The organism is Microvirga sp. VF16, assembly GCF_016864375.1.
Lineage (GTDB): Bacteria > Pseudomonadota > Alphaproteobacteria > Rhizobiales > Beijerinckiaceae > Microvirga.
Map to the genome: position 1 here is coordinate 4935047 of NZ_CP069354.1, position 17580 is coordinate 4952626.

A 17580-nucleotide genomic window follows, 5' to 3' on the forward strand; every position below is an offset into this window, starting at 1 on the left:
TCACTAGCGTCCGCCTCAGCCAAATGGCAGCCGAGGAGGTCATGAGCTCACCAAGAGCGATGTCGACTTCCAACTCAACAGATGGTCGCCTGTCACAACCTGGCCATGCAACTCAGAGAAACTCTCCTGGGCGGAGGGAGCCGATATGCCGCTACTCATTCTCGCGATGCTGTTCGGATGGTTGCTGCCTAACCCTCTTCATGCTCAGGATGTGCCCTCCCCTCTCACGCGGATCGCCTTCGGCTCCTGTGCCGACGAGGAGAAGCCTCAGCCGATCTGGGATGCGGTCCTGGCTTACCAGCCCCAGCTTTTCCTGTTCGCCGGGGACAACGTCTATGGCGACGTTCGTCAAGGACGCGATGTGCCGGATGCAGAGCTGATCCAGAGCCTGCAAGAGTCGTATGCCCAGACGGCTCAGGTGTCAGGGATGGTGCGGCTCAGGAGCACCATCCCGCATCTCGCGACCTGGGATGATCATGACTACGGCAAGAATGATGCCGGGGCCGAGTTCGCCGGCCGCCATGAGGCCCAGCAGCTCTTTCTGCAGTTCTGGGACGTGCCGCTATCGGATGTGCGCCACCGGCGCGAGGGAATTTACCACAGCCAGACCTTTGGCCCCGACGGGCAGCGGGTGCAGGTGATCCTGCTTGACACCCGCTTCTTCCGCTCGCCCCTCAAGCCGACGGACCAGCGCAATGCTGCCGGTCGCGAGCGCTATCTGCCGGACGAGGATCCAGGCAAGACGATGCTGGGCGCGGCGCAGTGGTCCTGGCTGGCTGAGCGACTTCGGGAGCCGGCCGATGTGCGCCTCATCGTGTCGTCCATACAGGTGGTGGCGGAGGGGCATGGCTGGGAGCGCTGGGGCAACTTCCCCCGCGAGCGGCAGCGCCTCTACGACCTCATTCACACCACTGGGGCCGGTGGCGTGATCCTGCTGTCAGGCGACCGCCACGTGGGTGGCCTGTACCGCGAAACCACGGCAGCGCCCTATGCCCTCATCGAGATCACCTCGAGCGGCCTCAATCAGATCTTCCCGGGCAACAGGGAGGCCGGCCCGAACCGCCTCGGCGCGGTCTATGGAGCCCCGAACTTCGGCACGATCGATGTGGATTGGTGGGAACGAACGGTCACTCTCGCCTTGCGGAGCGAGAATGGTGAGCCCGTGCGCCGCCAGGTCGTGCGCTTGGACGAACTGAGGATCGCGGACCCATAGCTTGCACAGGGCGAACAGCTTCATGCGTCAGGACAGAGCTGCGCGTTGGCGAGGCGCCGTGTCGTCCTATCTCGGGAGACACGGATGAGGTGATCATAATGCAGCTGCAGGTCCTCGGGTGCGGTGACGCGTTCGGCTCGGGCGGACGCTTCCACACCTGCTTTCATGTCTCAGCAGGTTCCACCAGCTTTCTGATAGATTGTGGCGCCTCGTCGCTGATCGCCATGCGACGGTTTGGGGTTGACCCGAATACCGTCCGGACTGTGCTGATCTCGCACTTGCATGGCGACCACTTCGGCGGGCTGCCGTTTCTGTTGCTCGATGCTCAGTTCGTCAGCCGCCGGACGACCCCGCTCACGATCGCTGGGCCGCCGACCCTGTCCGCGCGTCTGCAGGCGCTCCGAGAAACCATGTTCCCGGGCTCCACGGAATCGGACCTGGGATTTCCGCTCGACATCGTTGAACTCGAGCCGCAGGTAACCACCCAGGTGAACGGCGTCTCAGTGATCCCCTATCTGGTGCGTCATCCCTCAGGGGCTCCCTCCTACGCGCTGCGGTGCCAGGTCGAGCACCAGACCCTTTGCTATTCTGGCGACACGGAATGGGCCCCAGCGCTCATCGAGGCTGCACGAGGCACGGATGTGTTCATTGCGGAGTGCTATACCTTCGACGGGCCGGTGCCCTTCCATATGAATTGGATGAGCCTGCGCGAGCACCTGCCGGAGATTGGAGCCAAGCGCGTGCTGCTGACCCACATGAGCAAGGGCATGCTCGAACAGGTCGCGATTGACGGCGCCGAGCGTACCGAGGACGGCCTGGTTCTGGAGATCTAATCCTGGAGCGGATTGGTGGAGGAGCCGAGCGCCCCCTCCCTTGCCGCTACGTGTCTGGATGCGAGACCTCCTTGGCGTGAGCGACGACCTGGAGGGCTTGAGGCAAAGCGTGTGGATCGGGTGGCTTCGCGCGCCGATTGGCCAGCTTCGGCTCAGCGACCAAGCGGCTTCGCACGACCTCGTCCGGTGATCGCCCCTTGAGCACGCGCTGGCGTCTTCTGTTGTAGGCTTGGTTGAAGCCCTTGAGCAGCGTCTCCAGATCCCCATGGCTGTAGATCGTGATGCCGAGCACTTCACGCTGCACCCGTCCATTGAAGCGCTCGGCGAGACCATTCGTCTGCGGCGTATACGGCTTGGTCCTGCGATGCTCCACCTTCAACTGGTGGCAGGCGTCCTCGAAGCCATCAGCGGTAAAGCACGAGCCACGGTCGGTGAGCACGTGGGTGACCTTGAAGGGAAACGCGCGGATCGCTTCTTTGAGGAAGGCAATCGCGCTTATGGCCAGCTCGTCGTCTTTGACGGCCAGGTGCACCCAGCGCGAGCAGCGGTCGATGGCGACATAGAGGAAGCGTTTGCGGCTCTCGCCATTGGCGGTTCTCAGCTTGGGCAGGTGTTTGATGTCCATGTGCACGAAGCCGAGATCGTAGTCCTTGAAGGTGCCGCTCCGGCGCTGGCGCTGCTGCGCCGGTGGCAGGCGGCCTAAGCCTTCAGCCTTGAGGATGCGGTAGACCGCATCACGGTTGAGATGCGGCAGGAAATGCGTGACCACGAAGGTCAGATCGTCGAGCGGAAAGCCGGTGGCCTGCCTCAGGGCGCAGACGATGGCGCGTTCCTCCTCGGTGGCCCTCCAGGGCAGCTTGTGCGGCCGGCTGCTGTGGTCCTGACAGTCTTTGGGGCCGCGCTTGCGCCATTTGCGGACCGTCTCGGTGCTCACACTGAAGCGCTGGGCCAGCACGCCCGTCGGCTCGGATGAGCGGGCAATCTCCTGGCGGACGGCTGGAGTGGTGCGGGCTTGCGGATGAAGGGAGTGCATCATGTCCTCCTGCGATGAGGAGCTCGGCGCCGCAGGCCGTCAAAGCGCCAAGCATACTCCTCAATCGCGCAACGCACTTGGTCCCAACAACGTTCCGCCACCAGACAGCTACGAATGCCCACGGGGCATGCCGCCGGTCACACGAGTGTGCGTCGCTCATGCCTGGCGAGCATAAGGATCCGAAGGGCAGTCACTGACGAAAGATTTCAGGGCGCGCATCGCGACCCGGCTACTGACTCATCAGTGAGGACAGAAGAAGGCAGCAGAGCTGCCCCACAAAGCCTTGTATTCTCCAGTGCCACGCTAACGGCGAGGGAGAGGCTGGGTTGTGTCGCAAACTCGGAGAGGAGACGCGAAACGGACAATTACTCAGTAGCAATCTCAGGCGGCGAGCAGCTCGAACTGCTCGGCAAGTGAAGGCCGCGGATTGCAGGCATACCTCGCCTGTCCCTTCCGCATCATATGGATCACCTCGATGCCGCCCAGGATCACGCGAGCGCTGCCAATTGACTTGAAACCAAGCATCGGCCACACCCGCCTCTTGGTGGCCCGATGATCCTGCTCGATACGATTGTTGAGGTAGGCACTTTGGCGGATGCGAATGGGTTTCAGATCGCGTCGCGATCTGCCCTGGAGCCGGTCTGCGGTATCACAGGACAGGATCGCCTCGCGGTTCGTCTGGCTGCCGTCAATGACGATCCGCTCGGGTCGGCCATGCCGCTTCAGAGCCTTGCGCAGAAAACGCTTGGCGGCTGTCAAATTACGCCGCCCGCTGAACCAGAACTCCACCGTCGCCGTTGCTGTCGATGGCTCGGTAGAGGTATTTCCATTGACCTCGAACTTTGATGTAAGTCTCGTCCATGTGCCATTTTCGGCTGACGGCTCGCTTGCGGAGATTGAACTGCTCCAGCAACTGCGGTGCGTAATGTACCGTCCAGCGATGGATGTTCGCATGGTCGACGGAGATGCCGCGCTCGGCCATCATCTCTTCAAGGTTTCTTAGACTCAGATGGTAGGCCAAGCATCACCGGACGCACAGCAGGATCTCCGGGCGATCGAAATGGCGGCCTTTGAGCATCATGCACCTCCGGAGCTGGCCGGAGATGTAGACCGAACGGAGTTACCTACAAGTTTGCGACACCTCCGAAAGATCTGCTATGGAATTACAAACCAACAGCGACAGCGAAACCCGGCATCTGTTAACTGATAGCCCTCCTCTTATTTGTCAAAAAAGTATCAGTGCCAAGTGCGAAACGTGCTGGTGCTCGCCGACAGCGCCGACTACCGTAATGCTGTGCTGAGAGCCGAAACGAAATCGGCCGAGTAGGGAGTTAGGGTCGTGTCGGGGAGTTACCCCGACCCTGGAGGAGACGGACATGGAGCCGGATCTCGAGGTTGTTCAGATAAGGCCCGGCGAGTCCTTTGCCGCCTGGTCGCATGGATACCCCTACCGGACTGTGCGCTGGCACTTCCATCCCGAATACGAGCTTCACTTGGTGGTCGCCACCTCCGGCCGATATTTCGTCGGCGATTTCATCGGCGAGTTCGAGCCTGGCAACCTTGTCCTGACCGGACCGAACCTTCCGCACAACTGGGTCAGCAATATCCCGAAAGATACGAGCATTCCACTGCGCTGCCGCATCATCCAATTTGGAGAGGAATTCGTCGGCAGGGCCATAAAAGCTTTTCCGGAGCTCGCTGCCCTTGCGCCGGTGCTGGAATCATCGCGGCGCGGAGTGTCGTTCAATGAAGAGACCAGCCGCCAGTTGGCACCGCTCATGGACGAGATGATGACCGCCCAGGGCATGCGCCGGATCGAGCTGTTCATGTTGATCGCCGGTCTGCTGAGTCGTGCACAGGGGTCGCGGATGCTCGCCAGTGCCAGCTACCTGCCCGATCCTTCCGGCTACATGTCAACCGGGATAAACAAGGCGCTCGCCTATATCCGAGAGAACCTAACCCGACCCTTCAACGAGGCGGATCTCGCTGCAATCGCGGGCCAATCAACAAGCGCCTTCTCGCGCGCATTTCGCCAGCACACCGGCATGTCGTTGGTGCAGTATGTGAAACGCCTGCGCATCAACCTCGCCTGCCAGATCCTGATGAGCGATGAACAGGCTTCAATCACCAGCATCTGCTACGAAGTAGGCTACAACAACCTGTCCAATTTCAACAGGCAGTTCCTTACCGAGAAGGGCATGACGCCCTCTCAGTTCCGACGGCTCCTGCTCGACAATATCAAAACATCCGATGGCGCTAAAGGGAGGACCCAAAAGGAGCATCAGTCGCTGAATACGAACTGGCGCAACCCAGTATCACTATAAGTCCAAGGGAGAGAAACAAATGACGAAGTCTTCATGGAAACTCACGGGCCTCGCGGCGCTGACGCTATCCCTGCTCGCGGGCACGGGTAGCGTCATGGCCCAGAATGCGAAAGTCTCCAATGCCACTGTCGCGTTCCTCATGCCGGACCAAGCGTCAACGCGCTACGAGGAGCACGACTTTCCTGGCTTCAAAGCAGAAATGGAAAAACTCTGCCCGACATGCAAGGTCATCTATCAGAACGCCGATGCCAATGTGTCGCGCCAGCAGCAGCAATTCAACTCTGCGATCTCACAGGGCGCGAAGGTGATCGTGCTCGATCCGGTTGACTCCACCGCAGCCGCCTCCCTGGTCAAGCAGGCGCAAAGCCAAGGCATCAAGGTGATCGCATATGACAGACCCGTACCGGACGCCAAGGCCGACTTCTACGTTTCTTTCGACAATCAGGCCATCGGCAAATCCATCGCAGATTCGCTGGTGCAACACTTGAAGAAATCCAACGTGACTGCCGGCAGCGGCACAGGCGTCCTGCAGATCAACGGCTCACCGACAGACGCGGCTGCAGGTCTCATCAAGAAGGGTATCCACGAAGGTCTCGACAACAGTGGCTATCCCATTCTGGCCGAATACGACACGCCAGACTGGGCTCCTCCGAAGGCGCAGCAATGGGCCAGCGGTCAGATCACGCGTTTCGGCAAAAATATCCTCGGTGTTGTGGCGGCCAATGACGGCACCGCCGGGGGCGCGATCGCTGCGTTCAAGGCCGCAGGTGTGAACCCGGTCCCATCGGTTACCGGCAACGACGCGACGATCGCAGCGCTGCAGCTCATCATTGCGGGCGACCAGTACAATACCATTTCCAAGCCGAGCGAGATCGTGGCGGCTGCCGCGGCCAATGCGGCTGTCCAACTCCTGGCCGGAGAAACGCCGAAGGCGGAGACGACGCTCTTCAACACGCCGTCGAAGCTGTTCGTCCCGGCGGTGATTACGGCCGAAAATCTGAAGGCCGAGATCATCGACAAGAAGATCAATACGGCGGAACAGCTCTGCTCCGGCCGTTATGCCGAAGGCTGCAAGAAGTTGGGAATTACCAACTAGCCAGCAAGGTTCCATCCGGCCGCCTGACGGCGGCCGGACCTCCCCAAGGCACGGGAGGATACCACCGAGGCATATCACATGACGAACATCGATGAACCGAGAGGCGACACGCGCGAGCAAGTGCTCAACCTGCGCGGTATATCGAAGCATTTTGGTGCCGTGTCTGCACTGACCGATATCGATCTGGATGTCCATGCCGGCGAGGTTGTTGCGCTCGTCGGCGACAATGGCGCCGGCAAGTCTACACTGGTCAAAATCCTGGCCGGGGTGCACCAGCCGAACTCGGGGTCGATCACCTTTCGTGGACAACCGGTGACGCTCGACGATCCGAGCACGGCACTTGGCCTCGGCATCGCAACGGTGTTCCAGGACCTTGCTCTGTGCGAGAACCTCGACGTGGTTGCCAATATCTTTCTTGGTCGAGAGCTCACCCCTCTCCGGCTTGATGAAGTGTCCATGGAGGTGAAGGCCTGGACCCTGCTCAACGAGCTGTCCGCACGCATTCCGAGTGTCCGCGAACCGGTCGCCTCACTCTCCGGAGGACAGCGCCAGACCGTCGCCATTGCGCGCTCGCTGCTGCTCGAGCCGAAACTCATCCTCCTCGACGAGCCGACGGCCGCTCTCGGCGTCGCCCAGACGGCCGAAGTGCTGGACCTGATCGAGCGCGTGCGTGACCGTGGTCTCGGCGTGATCATGATCAGTCACAACATGGAAGACGTACGCGCGGTCGCGGACCGCATCGTGGTGCTCAGGCTGGGCCGGAACAACGGTGTCTTCGCTCCAGATGCATCCAATCAGGAACTGGTCAGCGCCATCACGGGGGCTGCCAATAATTCGGTTTCCCGCCGCGCCAGCCGACGTCAAGCCCAGAGCGGGCAAGGCCAGGATCAGCAGGCCCAACGCCCGGAGGCACGCCGATGACCAAGAGCGTGGATCAGAACACGCAGGTTGCCCCGATGCTTGACCGCAGGGACGAGCGCGTCAAGCATGCCGAAGGGCTCGGCGGCTCGATCCGCGCTTTTCTGGACAGGGTGCGGTCAGGCGATCTCGGCTCTCTTCCCGTGATTGTCGGTCTTGCGATCATCTGGACGGTGTTCCAGAGCCTCAATCCGGTCTTCCTCGCACCGAACAACCTTGTCAATCTGCTGTTCGACTGCTCAACGATCGGCGTGATTGCTCTGGGCATCGTTTGCATTCTGATGGTGGGCGAGATCGACCTGTCGGTCGGATCGGTCAGCGGCTTCGCGTCGGCGCTGGTAGGCGTCCTGTGGGTGAACCAGGGCTGGCCGGTCGGAATTGCTATCATCGCCGCGCTTGCCTTTGGGACGCTGATTGGCGCGATCTACGCATCCCTGTTCAACCGCTTCGGCATGCCGAGCTTCGTATCGACGCTGGCCGGTCTCCTGTCCGTGCTCGGTCTGCAGCTCTACCTCCTCGGCTCGACCGGCTCGATCAACCTCCCCTACGAGTCGCCTCTGGTCAATTTCGGCCAGTTGCTCGTCATGCCCGATCCGGTCTCATACATCCTTGCGGCGCTCCCTGGCATCGTGCTTCTCGTACTCGAGTACCGAACCGCAGCTCGTCGGCGAGCCGCGGGATTGTCCTCCCACCCGCTGGGCCGGCTCCTCGTGCGCGCCGTGGTCCTCACCGTCATTCTGGAATTCATCGTCTATTACCTTAATCTCGACCGCGGCATTCCGTGGATGTTCGGACTCTTCGTCGGCCTCGTAGTGGCGATGGACTATGCGCTGACGCGCACCAAGTGGGGCCGGTCGATGATCGCCGTGGGCGGCAACCGCGAGGCTGCACGCCGGGCCGGCATCAATGTCCGATACATCTATACGACGGCCTTCATGCTGTGTTCGGCACTGGCCGCCACCGGGGGAATTCTGTCCGCCGCACGCTTGGCTTCAGCCAGTCAGCAGGCAGGCACAGGCGACGTCAACCTCAACGCTATCGCGGCCGCCGTGATTGGTGGAACGAGCCTGTTCGGCGGGCGCGGCAGCGCCTATTCCGCTCTGCTGGGCATCATTGTCATTCAATCGATCGCCAGCGGCCTGACGCTGCTCGATCTCTCCTCATCGCTCCGGTACATGATCACCGGTGCCGTGCTTGCCATTGCCGTCATCGTCGACTCGCTGGCGCGCCGTTCGCGTGTCTCGCATGGCCGGGCTTAGGTCACATCAGACAAAAGGGAAAGCCATGGGTGAAAAGTTATCCGGGAAGGTCGCCGCAATCACCGGAGCGGCCTCGGGCATCGGTCTTGAATGTTCCAGGGCCCTGCTTTCCGAGGGCGCGCGGGTCGTTCTCGTCGATCGCGACGAGGAGGCGCTGAAGAGCGTTTGTGCCGACCTCGGTCCTCAGGCGATCTCCTTGCGGGTGGACGTGACCGATCCGGGAAGCGTCGCCCGTATGATGCCGCAGATCCTGGAGCGAGTCGGGCAGCTCGATATCTTCCACGCGAATGCCGGTTCCTATATCGGCGGTGAGATCCTGGAAGGCGATCCCGACGCCTGGGACCGCATGCTGAATCTCAACATCAATGCCGTCTTCCGCTCCATCCATGCCGTGCTGCCGCACATGGTGGAACGCAAGACCGGTGATATCATCGTCACCAGCTCGATCGCCGGCCTCGTTCCTGTGGTGTGGGAGCCGATCTACACCGCCTCGAAGCACGCCGTACAGGCCTTCGTGCATACGGTGCGGCGGCAGGTCGCGAAATACGGGTTGCGTGTCGGCGCCGTAGCGCCGGGCCCGGTAGTCACAGCCCTGATCAAAGACTGGCCCAAGGAGAAGCTTGAGGCGGAGCTGGCGGCGGGAGGGCTCATGCAACCGGCGGAAGTGGCCGATGCTGTCCTGTACATGCTGACGAGACCGCGCAACGTCACCATTCGCGACCTCGTGATCCTACCGCAAAGCAACGACCTGTAGCGCCCGCCGAATTCGCGGCGCACTGCGACATGTCTCTCGACTCACTTAGATATCCGAATAGTCATGGCAAACCATTTTCTCGGCATTGACGTTGGAACCGGCAGCGCACGAGCCGGAGTGTTCGACGAACGTGGAGCCTTGCTGTCCTCGGCCAAGGCCGACATCGCGCTGTGGCATGAGGCCGGCGGTATTGTAGAGCAGTCGAGCAACGATGTCTGGCGTGCGGTCTGCACATGTGTGCAAGAAGCCATGCATCGGGCCGACATTTCTCCTGAGTCCGTTGCCGGCGTCGGCTTTGACGCGACCTGCTCCCTCGTGGTACTCGGACCAAGTGGCCAGCCATTGCCTGTTGGTCCATCCGGCAACCCCGAGCGCAACATCATCGTCTGGATGGATCATCGTGCAACAGAGCAGGCGCGCCGGATCAATCGCACGGGCGAAGCGGCCCTGAATTACGTTGGTGGCACTATCTCGCCCGAAATGGAGACCCCCAAGCTGCTGTGGCTGGCCGAGAACATGCCCGAGACGTTCACGGCGGCATGGCAGTTCATGGATCTAGCCGATTTCCTAACCTGGAGGTCCACGGAGAGTCTCGCACGCTCCGTTTGCACAGTGACGTGCAAGTGGACCTATCTTGCACACGAGAACCGTTGGGACGCGGGCTACTTCAGAACGGTCGGACTCGGCGTTCTGGCGGACGAAGGTTTCCGACGCATTGGCACGGAAGTCGTGCCAGGCGGCACCCGACTCGGCGGACTGACGTCGCAAGCTGCCGCTGATTTGGGTCTGGCGCCCGGGACCTCTGTCGCAGCCGGTCTGATCGATGCGCATGCCGGCGGCGTAGGAACAGTTGGCGCACGTGGCGACGTCGGCAACGTCCTCACTCGCATGGCCTACGTGTTCGGCACCTCCGCCTGCACCATGTCAACCACGACGGATCCGATCTTCGTTCCGGGTGTATGGGGTCCCTATCACTCGGCCATGCTGCCCGACCTCTGGCTCAACGAAGGCGGTCAATCGGCCGCGGGTGCTGCGATCGATCATCTGGTCCGGATGCATCCGGCCTCGAAAGACGCGGAGATGATGGCCCGGGAGAGCGGCACCAGCCTGAGCCAGTGGCTGTCGCTGGAGGCCGAGAGGCGCGGAGGCGCGGAGGCAGCACCCGATCGCATCGGAGACCTGCACATCGTCCCCGAATTCCTGGGAAATCGGGCACCGTTCGCCGATCCGGACGCGCGTGGGCTCATCGCGGGACTTGGCATGGAGACGAGTCTCGACAGTCTCGTGGCACTCTATCTCGCTGGCATCTGCGGATTGGGTTACGGAGCACGACAGATCCTGCAGGCGCAGCATGAGAAGGACATGGCAATCGACACGATCGTCGTCAGCGGTGGTGCAGGTCAGAGCCCGCTCGTGCGACAGCTTCTTGCCGATACCACGGGAAAGATCGTTGCAGCCACGACCTCCCAAGAGCCCGTTCTCCTTGGCTCCGCGATTCTCGGTGCCGTTGCCTCGGGCCAGTATCCAGATCTTGCACAGGCCATGACATCGATGTCGGAGATGGGCGAAATCTATCGCCCCAATCCGGCATCGGCGGAATGGCACGAAAAGCGTTTCAAGGCATTCGAGATACTCCAGCAGGCGGCAAGATCTATTCGGTCCGTCACCTGAGGAGCACACGCCCGCATCACGAATCTGCGCTGCGGCATGCCTGATAGGATCCAGCGTGCTCCAGCTTCGCGCCGGCCGTACCTTTGTCTGTCAGAGCCGAGCGACTACCTCCGCCACCGCCGCTCCGAGTCTGCGATGCGCCTCCGCCCCGAAATGGATCCCGTCCACTGGGCTCACCTCGATCACCGATCCTGCATCGAGGAACTCTACTCCCCGGTCCTGAGCCAGCGCCGCATAGAGCGCGGGAAGTTGAAGTGACACCTCACGCGCGCCACTGAACTCGGAACGGATTGGCCCTTGCTCCAGCACGGTTGGTGGAGAGATCACAAGTATACGAAAGCCACCGTGTCGCGCCTGCATCTCAAGACTCATGGCGATGTCGAGGAGCCCGGCAATCCCTGCCGTGATCTTGCCGGGCGTTGCGCCGAAGCGCGTCTTCGTATCGTTCGTCCCGAGCATGATGGTCAGCGCGTCGATAGGCCCATGGCTCTGAAGCGCAATCTTCAGTCCCTCACGTCCGTCCATGTGTGCGCCCATCACCGGGTCGGGGAACTGCGCCGTTCGGCCGGGCAGCCCCTCCTCCACCACCTCCCAATCCGGGAGCATTGACGCGGTCACGCGCGGCCAGCGTGTATCCGCGCCAAAGCGGCGGTAGGCCTCCCCCCGCGTCACAATGGGTGGGGTTCCATGGGTGTTGCTATCACCAAAGCAGAGAAGTGTGCGCATCATGGAAGCTTCCGTCATAGATCGCGTCACGCTAGCGCATCGTGCGGAGAAATGGACCCGGTTTTCCGCACCGAACGACGCGCCAGCCAAGAGAAGGATCATAGGAATCGATCCCAAAAGTGGGTCCATTTCTGGATCCGATGCTCGGGAGCATTTTTCGGCGAAGTGGATCCGGTTCGCCGGCAAAAAACGACAAGCCATGCCGTTCGTCGGCATCAAGCCACAGACAGGTCGGTGATACTGACCTGCCTGTCCCAGACACCATAATCAGGGGTGATCGTGATCCCCCATCGCGATCTCAGGCCGCGATTTCGGCTCTAATCCGCAACGCTAGATCAGGACGATCCGTGGTAATTTGCCGGACGGGCTGGCCTAACCAGTACCGGAGATCAGCCTCATCGTTCGGAACCCAGGCACCAATCCGGTCAGCCCCGAAGGCGGCAGAGAACTGCTGAACTCTATGGACAAGCAGGGACTTCTCAACCGCCACGTAGATGCCGGGAATGGCCTTGAGACGATCGATCGCCCGATCCAGCCCTCCCAACATCTCGGACGAACGCCTGTCGAGGGATGCAAGCACTGGAACTGCGGGACTGAGCGCTCGAACGGTCTCAAGTACCTCCAGCATGAAGCATGTCAGAACAGATCTCTTCTCGAGTCTGTGCCGGCGAACCGCCTCCAGAACCTTTACCTCCATGCCGGCATAGGCGCTCCCAGCCGCGTCGGTCTTCAGCTCGATATGGAGTTCAAGCGGGCTTTCGCCGAGCACCTCCAGGACTTGATCGAGGCTCGGGATGCCCTCCGCACTGTCGCGAAGCGTCGTCGCCTGGAGCTCAGCCAGGGTCCGAGCGCTGACGGGTCCCAATCCTGTCGTCGTCCGTTCGAGCGTTGGATCGTGGATGACGGCGAGCTGTCTGTCCGACGTCATGTGCACGTCGAACTCGACCCCTTCGACGCCGAGCTCAGCGAGCCTGCGGAAGCCTTCGATGCTGTTCTCGGGCCACAGATTCCGCGCCCCGCGATGACCGATGATCATGACCATGAGGCGATTCCCTTACTTGCTGCTATCGACGAGGCCGCGCACGAACCACCGCTGCATGACAAGTATCACCAGAACGGGCGGGAGCATCGCCAGAAGTGCACCACTCATCGCGACGTTCCAGGCGGGCTCCGTGTCGGAGCGCGGAATGAGATGCTTCACCCCGATGACGGCCGTCGCCATGTCCTTGTCGGTCGTGAAGAGCAGCGGCCAGAGATACTGGTTCCACCCGTAGAGGAACAGGATGATCGACAGGGCGATGATGTTCGAGCGCGAGAGCGGCAGCAGGATCGTCCAGAAGAAGCGCATGGCGGAAGCGCCGTCGAGACGTGCTGCCTCGAGAAGCTCCTCGGGAACGGTGAGGAAGAACTGCCGGAACAGGAAGGTCGCCGATGCCGAGGCGATCAGTGGCAGGATTAAGCCCTGGTAGGTGTTCAGCATGTTCCATTCCAGTGCGATCTCCACCGTGTTGCCGGAGGCCCACTCCCAGAGCCCTTGGATGTTGAGAGCATCGATCAGCCACTGGGCCGGCAGGGCCGCATTCGCGACCGCCTCGTAGGTCGGCACGATCCGCACTTCCACAGGCAGCATCAGCGAGGTGAAGATCAGCCAAAAGGCGAGGATGCGGAACCGAAACCGGAAATAGGTGATGGCGAAAGCGGACAGCAGCGAGATCGCCACCTTTCCGATCGTGATTCCCGCTGCTACGATGAAGGAATTCACGAGGAGTTGCCCGAAATCGACTTTGCTCCATGCGGCCGCCAGGTTCTCGAGGAAGTGGCCGCCCGGCAGCCACGGCATCGGGACCTGCTGCACCTCGTCCATCGTCAGGGAGCCGGCGATGAAGGCGAAGTAGAGCGGCAGGCACACGAGAACGATGCCGCCGATGAGGAGCAGGTGGCAGATCGTCGTGAGAATGGGTGAGCGTTCAACCATGATCAGATACTGTAATTGACCTTGCGTTCGACATACTTGAACTGCAGCAGCGTCAGGAGAAGTGCGAAAGCCATCAAGAGAACCGATTGGGCCGCCGAGGATCCGAGGTCGAGATTGATGAAGCCGTCCTGATAGACCTTGTAGACCAGGATATTCGTGGCTCCTGCCGGCCCACCACGCGTGACCGCGTCGATGATGGCGAAGGTCTCGAAGAACCCGTAGACGAAGTTCATGGTCGTGAGGAAGAAGAGCGTGGGCCCGAGAAGCGGCAGCGCGATTTGGAAGAAGCGCTTGATCGGTCCGGCACCGTCGACGGCTGCTGCCTCCATTAAGGACTTCGGTACCGTCAGAAGGCCCGCGACGAGAAAAATATAATCGTAGCAGATATGCTTCCAAGACGCCGCGAGCACCACGAGCAGCATTGCGTCGAAGCCGTTGCGGTTCGGATCCCATGCGATGCCGAGAGACTTGATGAAGAACGCGATGGGACCGACCGCCGGATTGAACAGAAACGCCCACATGACGCCCGCGATGACGGGTGCGATCGCGTAAGGCAGAAGGATCACGCCCTTGTAGGCGGACTGGAAGCGCACTACCCGATCCGTGGCGAAGGCCAGGACGAGCGCAACAACGATTGTCACCACATTCTGGGCCAGGGTGAACCAGATCGTGACCCAGACGGAATTACGATAGCTCTCGCTCGCGAAGAGCGCGGTGAAATTGTCGAACCAGACGAAGTGGACTGTCGCTCCAAAGGGATCCGCCAGCAGAAATGCCTGCATCAGCGCCCGGATGGAGGGGATGAAGAAGAACAGGAGGAGGATGAGAAGCTGCGGCAGAAGCAGCAAAGCCGGAAGGCCCGCGGTCTGGAAATGAGCGTGCTTCAGTCCCGGTTCGTGAGTGGTTGCAATCACGTCAAATCTCCGCTCGACAAACGGTGAAGCGGCACTGGCCTAGATTCTGGCCAATGCCGCGTCGTTCAATCAATATTTGCCCTTATTGAGCCGCTCATATTGGCGGAGGATCTCGTTGCCGCGCTTCACGGCATCGTCCATCGCCTGTTGGGCGTCCTTCTTGCCGGCAAACAGGGCCTCGACTTCCTCACGCTGGGCAAACATAGCCTGGGTGAAATTTCCGAAATGGAAACCAAGAGAGTTGTCCGTCGGCGTGCCACGGTTGAGCTGCTGGATGGCGATCTCACGGGTCGGGCTCTCTTTGTAGTAGCCTTCGGCCTTTGCCAACTCATAGGCCTTGTTGGTGAGCGGGACATAACCCGTCGCCTTGTGCCACCAGAGTTGGGTTTCGGGCTTTGCGAGATAGTCGAAGAAGGCTGCAATCGCCTTCTCTTCCTCCGGCTTGTGCCCTTTGATCACCCACAGTGCGGCGCCGCCGATCGTGCTGTTCTTCGGCTGGTATCCCTCCTCCCAGGGCAGGAAGGTTGCGCTCCAGGCGATCTTCGCGTTGCGCTCGATACCCCCATGCGCTGCCGTCGAGGCGAAGTAGGTGGCGCATTTTCCGGATGTGAAGAGTTGCTCTGGGCTGAATCCCTGTCCGGCGATCTGAAGCACGCTATCGTCGAGCCATTTCTTCAGGCGGGCCACTTGCGGCACCACGAGCGTCGTATTGTAGACGAACTCTGTATCTAGCCCATCATAGCCGTTCGCCTTCGTGGCATAGGGCTGGTCGTTGATGGCGCTGTAGTTCTCGATGAGGCTCCAGTGGTAGTCCGTCGCCAGCGCCGTGCCGCATTCGGCAGCGCCGGATTTCCTGATGGCATAGAGCTGCTTCTCGAACTCGCCCCAGGTTTCTGCCGGCTTGTCGAATCCGGCCTTTTGGAATTGGTCCTTGTTGTAGAACAGGATCGGCGATGACGAGTTGAAGGGCATCGCCGCGAGCTTGCCCTTGTAGGAGTAGAACCCCGCCACCGGCTTGATGAAGTCAGCCCATTCGATCTTGTGGCCAGTCTTGTCCATGAGATCCTGCGCCGGGACAATCGCGTCCGACAGCAGCATCGTCATGAAGCCACGCTCGTAGATCTGGACGATGTGGGGTGGACGCTTTGCTCGATAGGCCGCAATGGTGCTGTTGATCACCTCATCGTAGTTGCCTTTGTTGATCGCGACGACCTTATATTGGTCGTTGGACTCGTTGAACTTCTTGACCATTTCGTCGACGCGCTCGCCAAGCACGCCGGTCATGGCGTGCCACCACTGAACCTCGATGGGCGCGGCCCAGGCCGCGGCTCCTGACATCATCAGCGCCAGCGCTCCGGCAGCAATGCGTGGTATTGTCGACTTAACCTTCATTATGCTTTCCTCCCTTTCAATCCTTGCCCCTGGTCTCAGGCTGGCGCGGCGCGCCGCCCCTGCCCTTTTGCACGCCTTCCCCAGAAGCCGTCATCGGCCATGAGAGCCGCGATCCCCCTGTCGAGCCATCCCAGATCGTCGAGAAGATCCAGGACAGTGAAGCGCCGGCGGATCAGCCGCGCGCGCCGATATTCCGTTGCTAGCTTCGCCAGCGGCACTCCGAGATCGCCAGGGTGCGCCGCGGCGCCGGCTGCATGAAGCCAAGCCTCCAATTCGTCCGGCGAAACACAGTACCGGCGCAGCTCCTCGCGCAGCGCCGGCCAGTCTGCCGCAAGCGTTACCAGCCGCTCGGCCCGGCGCGCCGCCGGCTCCAGCTTGATGCGCATCTCGGTGCGCGCACTATCGGCAATGTGCCGGTCTGGAAAAGCCGCGGCGATCTCTGCCTCGATCTGCTCGGGCGAGGACGTAGCGCCGTTCGCCTGAGCGATCACCTCCTCGCTGATGTCCTGCGCCAGAAACCATTCGTACAAGGCAAGGATCGCCACTGTTCCGATCCCAACACAGGCTCCGTGCGCAGCAGGCTCTCCTTGATAGGTCAGGCGCTCCATCTCCCAAACGTGGGAGATGAGATGCTCGGCTCCGCTCGCCGGACGCGAATTGCCATGAGCCTGCATGGCGAAGCCGGACACGAGAAGACCGTTTACGAGGTCGCCTAGGGCTGCCGGGTTGCCGCGACCAATGGCGCCGGGCTGCGACAGCCATCCCCGGATATTGTCCTGCACAAGGGCGAAGGGCTCCGGATTGATCGCCTCCTCGCCAAGCATATCGGCCAGCTTCCAGTCCGCGCCAGCGACGATCTTGCCGGCGAGGTCACCATAGCCCCAGCCAGCCATGCGGCTCGGGGCCCGCGCGATCACGTTCAGGTCCGCAACGATGCTGATCGGCGGAGCGCAGTCGAGCGTGCGCTTGAAGCCGTCGTCGAGCAATGCTGAGCCTGAGGCGGCGTAGCCGTCCATGGAGGCGGCCGTTGCGACGCAGACATAGGGCATACCCGCGAGCTCGGCTGCGTATTTCGTGAGATCGTTGATGACGCCGGACCCAACGGCGACCGGAAGCGCCTCCCGCTCCTTGATTACCATTGCGATGTCTCTCGCAAGGCTGGCGTTAGGCTTCACGCGCGGTGCAGCTTCGAGAATGATAGGCACATCAGGGGAAAGACCTGCCTGTTCGAGAATCACGAGTGCACCTCGGCCCGCAGCTTCCATCGTGTTCTGATCGGCGATGATCATCGGCGAACTGCTTCCTGCAGCCCGCACGGCGTCAGACAAGAAGGCGAGCGCCGAAGGGGAGACGAACACGTGGCGCGTCGTTGTCGCCTTTCGTATCGCATCGTTGAGAACCTGCGCCTGATCTACCATTAACCCTCACTAGCGATACATTTGAATATTGTGTATTACATTTGTATGACACTG

General features: G+C 61.2%; 15 protein-coding genes and 1 pseudogene. 8 read left to right on the forward strand and 8 right to left on the reverse strand.

Annotation, left to right across the window (positions count from 1 at the left end; all coding sequences use genetic code 11):
- The first annotated feature begins 145 nt into the window (after positions 1–145).
- Both JO965_RS23255 and JO965_RS23260 read left to right on the forward strand, forming a co-directional pair.
- The gene (locus JO965_RS23255; protein WP_203441313.1) at positions 146–1213 is read left to right on the forward strand and encodes an alkaline phosphatase D family protein; all 1068 of its coding nucleotides are present in this window, start codon (positions 146–148) and stop codon (positions 1211–1213) included.
- Between the two features lie 98 nt (positions 1214–1311).
- Complete coding sequence (locus tag JO965_RS23260; RefSeq protein ID WP_203441314.1) at positions 1312–2046, forward strand: MBL fold metallo-hydrolase; 735 nt, start codon at positions 1312–1314, stop codon at positions 2044–2046.
- Between the two features lie 46 nt (positions 2047–2092).
- Here the strand turns inward: JO965_RS23260 and JO965_RS23265 are convergent, their stop codons facing one another.
- Positions 2093–3079, reverse strand: coding sequence for an IS481 family transposase (locus JO965_RS23265; RefSeq protein WP_203444173.1), 987 nt, complete (start codon positions 3077–3079; stop codon positions 2093–2095).
- Between the two features lie 381 nt (positions 3080–3460).
- Positions 3461–4100, reverse strand: a protein-coding gene (locus tag JO965_RS23270; RefSeq protein ID WP_246776658.1) for an IS6 family transposase whose coding sequence is annotated in 2 segments (ribosomal slippage) — positions 3461–3872 and positions 3871–4100 — 642 coding nt in all. Because the reading frame shifts where the segments join, the coding sequence is not laid out codon by codon here.
- A gap of 355 nt (positions 4101–4455) precedes the next feature.
- Between JO965_RS23270 and JO965_RS23275 the strand changes: the two are divergent.
- From JO965_RS23275 to JO965_RS23300, 6 genes and pseudogenes are all read left to right on the forward strand, one after another.
- Positions 4456–5337: pseudogene (locus JO965_RS23275) on the forward strand (helix-turn-helix domain-containing protein); the annotation flags it as partial.
- Between the two features lie 85 nt (positions 5338–5422).
- Complete coding sequence (locus tag JO965_RS23280) at positions 5423–6499, forward strand: sugar ABC transporter substrate-binding protein (RefSeq protein WP_203441316.1); 1077 nt, start codon at positions 5423–5425, stop codon at positions 6497–6499.
- 78 nt (positions 6500–6577) lie between these two features.
- Complete coding sequence (locus JO965_RS23285) at positions 6578–7420, forward strand: ATP-binding cassette domain-containing protein (RefSeq protein WP_203441317.1); 843 nt, start codon at positions 6578–6580, stop codon at positions 7418–7420.
- Positions 7417–8676 (forward strand): sugar ABC transporter permease, encoded by a 1260-nt coding sequence (locus JO965_RS23290; protein ID WP_203441318.1) that lies wholly within the window; start codon positions 7417–7419, stop codon positions 8674–8676. The genes JO965_RS23285 and JO965_RS23290 overlap by 4 nt, the downstream gene beginning before the upstream one ends.
- 25 nt (positions 8677–8701) lie before the next feature.
- Positions 8702–9430, forward strand: a complete 729-nt coding sequence (locus tag JO965_RS23295; RefSeq protein WP_203441319.1) for an SDR family oxidoreductase — start codon at positions 8702–8704, stop codon at positions 9428–9430.
- Positions 9431–9493: 63 nt separating this feature from the next.
- The gene (locus JO965_RS23300) at positions 9494–11101 is read left to right on the forward strand and encodes an FGGY-family carbohydrate kinase (protein WP_203441320.1); all 1608 of its coding nucleotides are present in this window, start codon (positions 9494–9496) and stop codon (positions 11099–11101) included.
- Between the two features lie 90 nt (positions 11102–11191).
- Here JO965_RS23300 and JO965_RS23305 read toward each other — a convergent pair whose 3' ends face one another.
- The 6 genes from JO965_RS23305 to JO965_RS23330 all read right to left on the reverse strand — a co-directional run bounded on the left by JO965_RS23305 (position 11192) and on the right by JO965_RS23330 (position 17526).
- Positions 11192–11830 carry an SGNH/GDSL hydrolase family protein gene (locus JO965_RS23305; protein ID WP_203441321.1) on the reverse strand — a complete coding sequence of 213 codons (639 nt, stop codon included), beginning with the start codon at positions 11828–11830 and terminating at the stop codon, positions 11192–11194.
- 295 nt (positions 11831–12125) lie between these two features.
- On the reverse strand, positions 12126–12869 hold the full coding sequence (locus JO965_RS23310; protein WP_203441322.1) for a glycerophosphodiester phosphodiesterase family protein: 744 nt from the start codon (positions 12867–12869) through the stop codon (positions 12126–12128).
- 12 nt (positions 12870–12881) lie between these two features.
- Entirely contained in the window at positions 12882–13802 is a 921-nt protein-coding gene (locus JO965_RS23315; protein WP_203441323.1) for an ABC transporter permease subunit, read from the reverse strand.
- A 2-nt stretch (positions 13803–13804) separates the two neighbouring features.
- Positions 13805–14716, reverse strand: a complete 912-nt coding sequence (locus JO965_RS23320) for an ABC transporter permease subunit (RefSeq protein WP_203441324.1) — start codon at positions 14714–14716, stop codon at positions 13805–13807.
- 69 nt (positions 14717–14785) lie between these two features.
- Entirely contained in the window at positions 14786–16108 is a 1323-nt protein-coding gene (locus JO965_RS23325) for an extracellular solute-binding protein (protein ID WP_203441325.1), read from the reverse strand.
- 35 nt (positions 16109–16143) lie between these two features.
- Positions 16144–17526 carry a sn-glycerol-1-phosphate dehydrogenase gene (locus JO965_RS23330; RefSeq protein ID WP_203441326.1) on the reverse strand — a complete coding sequence of 461 codons (1383 nt, stop codon included), beginning with the start codon at positions 17524–17526 and terminating at the stop codon, positions 16144–16146.
- Positions 17527–17580: the final 54 nt, after the last annotated feature.

Coding starts and splice junctions, on each gene's coding strand:
- JO965_RS23265 (WP_203444173.1), bottom strand. CDS start 3,079: ATGCACTCCCTTCATCCGCAAGCCCGCACCACTCCAGCCGTCCGCCAG.
- JO965_RS23300 (WP_203441320.1), top strand. CDS start 9,494: ATGGCAAACCATTTTCTCGGCATTGACGTTGGAACCGGCAGCGCACGA.
- JO965_RS23325 (WP_203441325.1), bottom strand. CDS start 16,108: ATGAAGGTTAAGTCGACAATACCACGCATTGCTGCCGGAGCGCTGGCG.
- JO965_RS23295 (WP_203441319.1), top strand. CDS start 8,702: ATGGGTGAAAAGTTATCCGGGAAGGTCGCCGCAATCACCGGAGCGGCC.
- JO965_RS23315 (WP_203441323.1), bottom strand. CDS start 13,802: ATGGTTGAACGCTCACCCATTCTCACGACGATCTGCCACCTGCTCCTC.
- JO965_RS23290 (WP_203441318.1), top strand. CDS start 7,417: ATGACCAAGAGCGTGGATCAGAACACGCAGGTTGCCCCGATGCTTGAC.
- JO965_RS23330 (WP_203441326.1), bottom strand. CDS start 17,526: ATGGTAGATCAGGCGCAGGTTCTCAACGATGCGATACGAAAGGCGACA.
- JO965_RS23260 (WP_203441314.1), top strand. CDS start 1,312: ATGCAGCTGCAGGTCCTCGGGTGCGGTGACGCGTTCGGCTCGGGCGGA.
- JO965_RS23285 (WP_203441317.1), top strand. CDS start 6,578: ATGACGAACATCGATGAACCGAGAGGCGACACGCGCGAGCAAGTGCTC.
- JO965_RS23255 (WP_203441313.1), top strand. CDS start 146: ATGCCGCTACTCATTCTCGCGATGCTGTTCGGATGGTTGCTGCCTAAC.
- JO965_RS23305 (WP_203441321.1), bottom strand. CDS start 11,830: ATGATGCGCACACTTCTCTGCTTTGGTGATAGCAACACCCATGGAACC.
- JO965_RS23280 (WP_203441316.1), top strand. CDS start 5,423: ATGACGAAGTCTTCATGGAAACTCACGGGCCTCGCGGCGCTGACGCTA.
- JO965_RS23310 (WP_203441322.1), bottom strand. CDS start 12,869: ATGGTCATGATCATCGGTCATCGCGGGGCGCGGAATCTGTGGCCCGAG.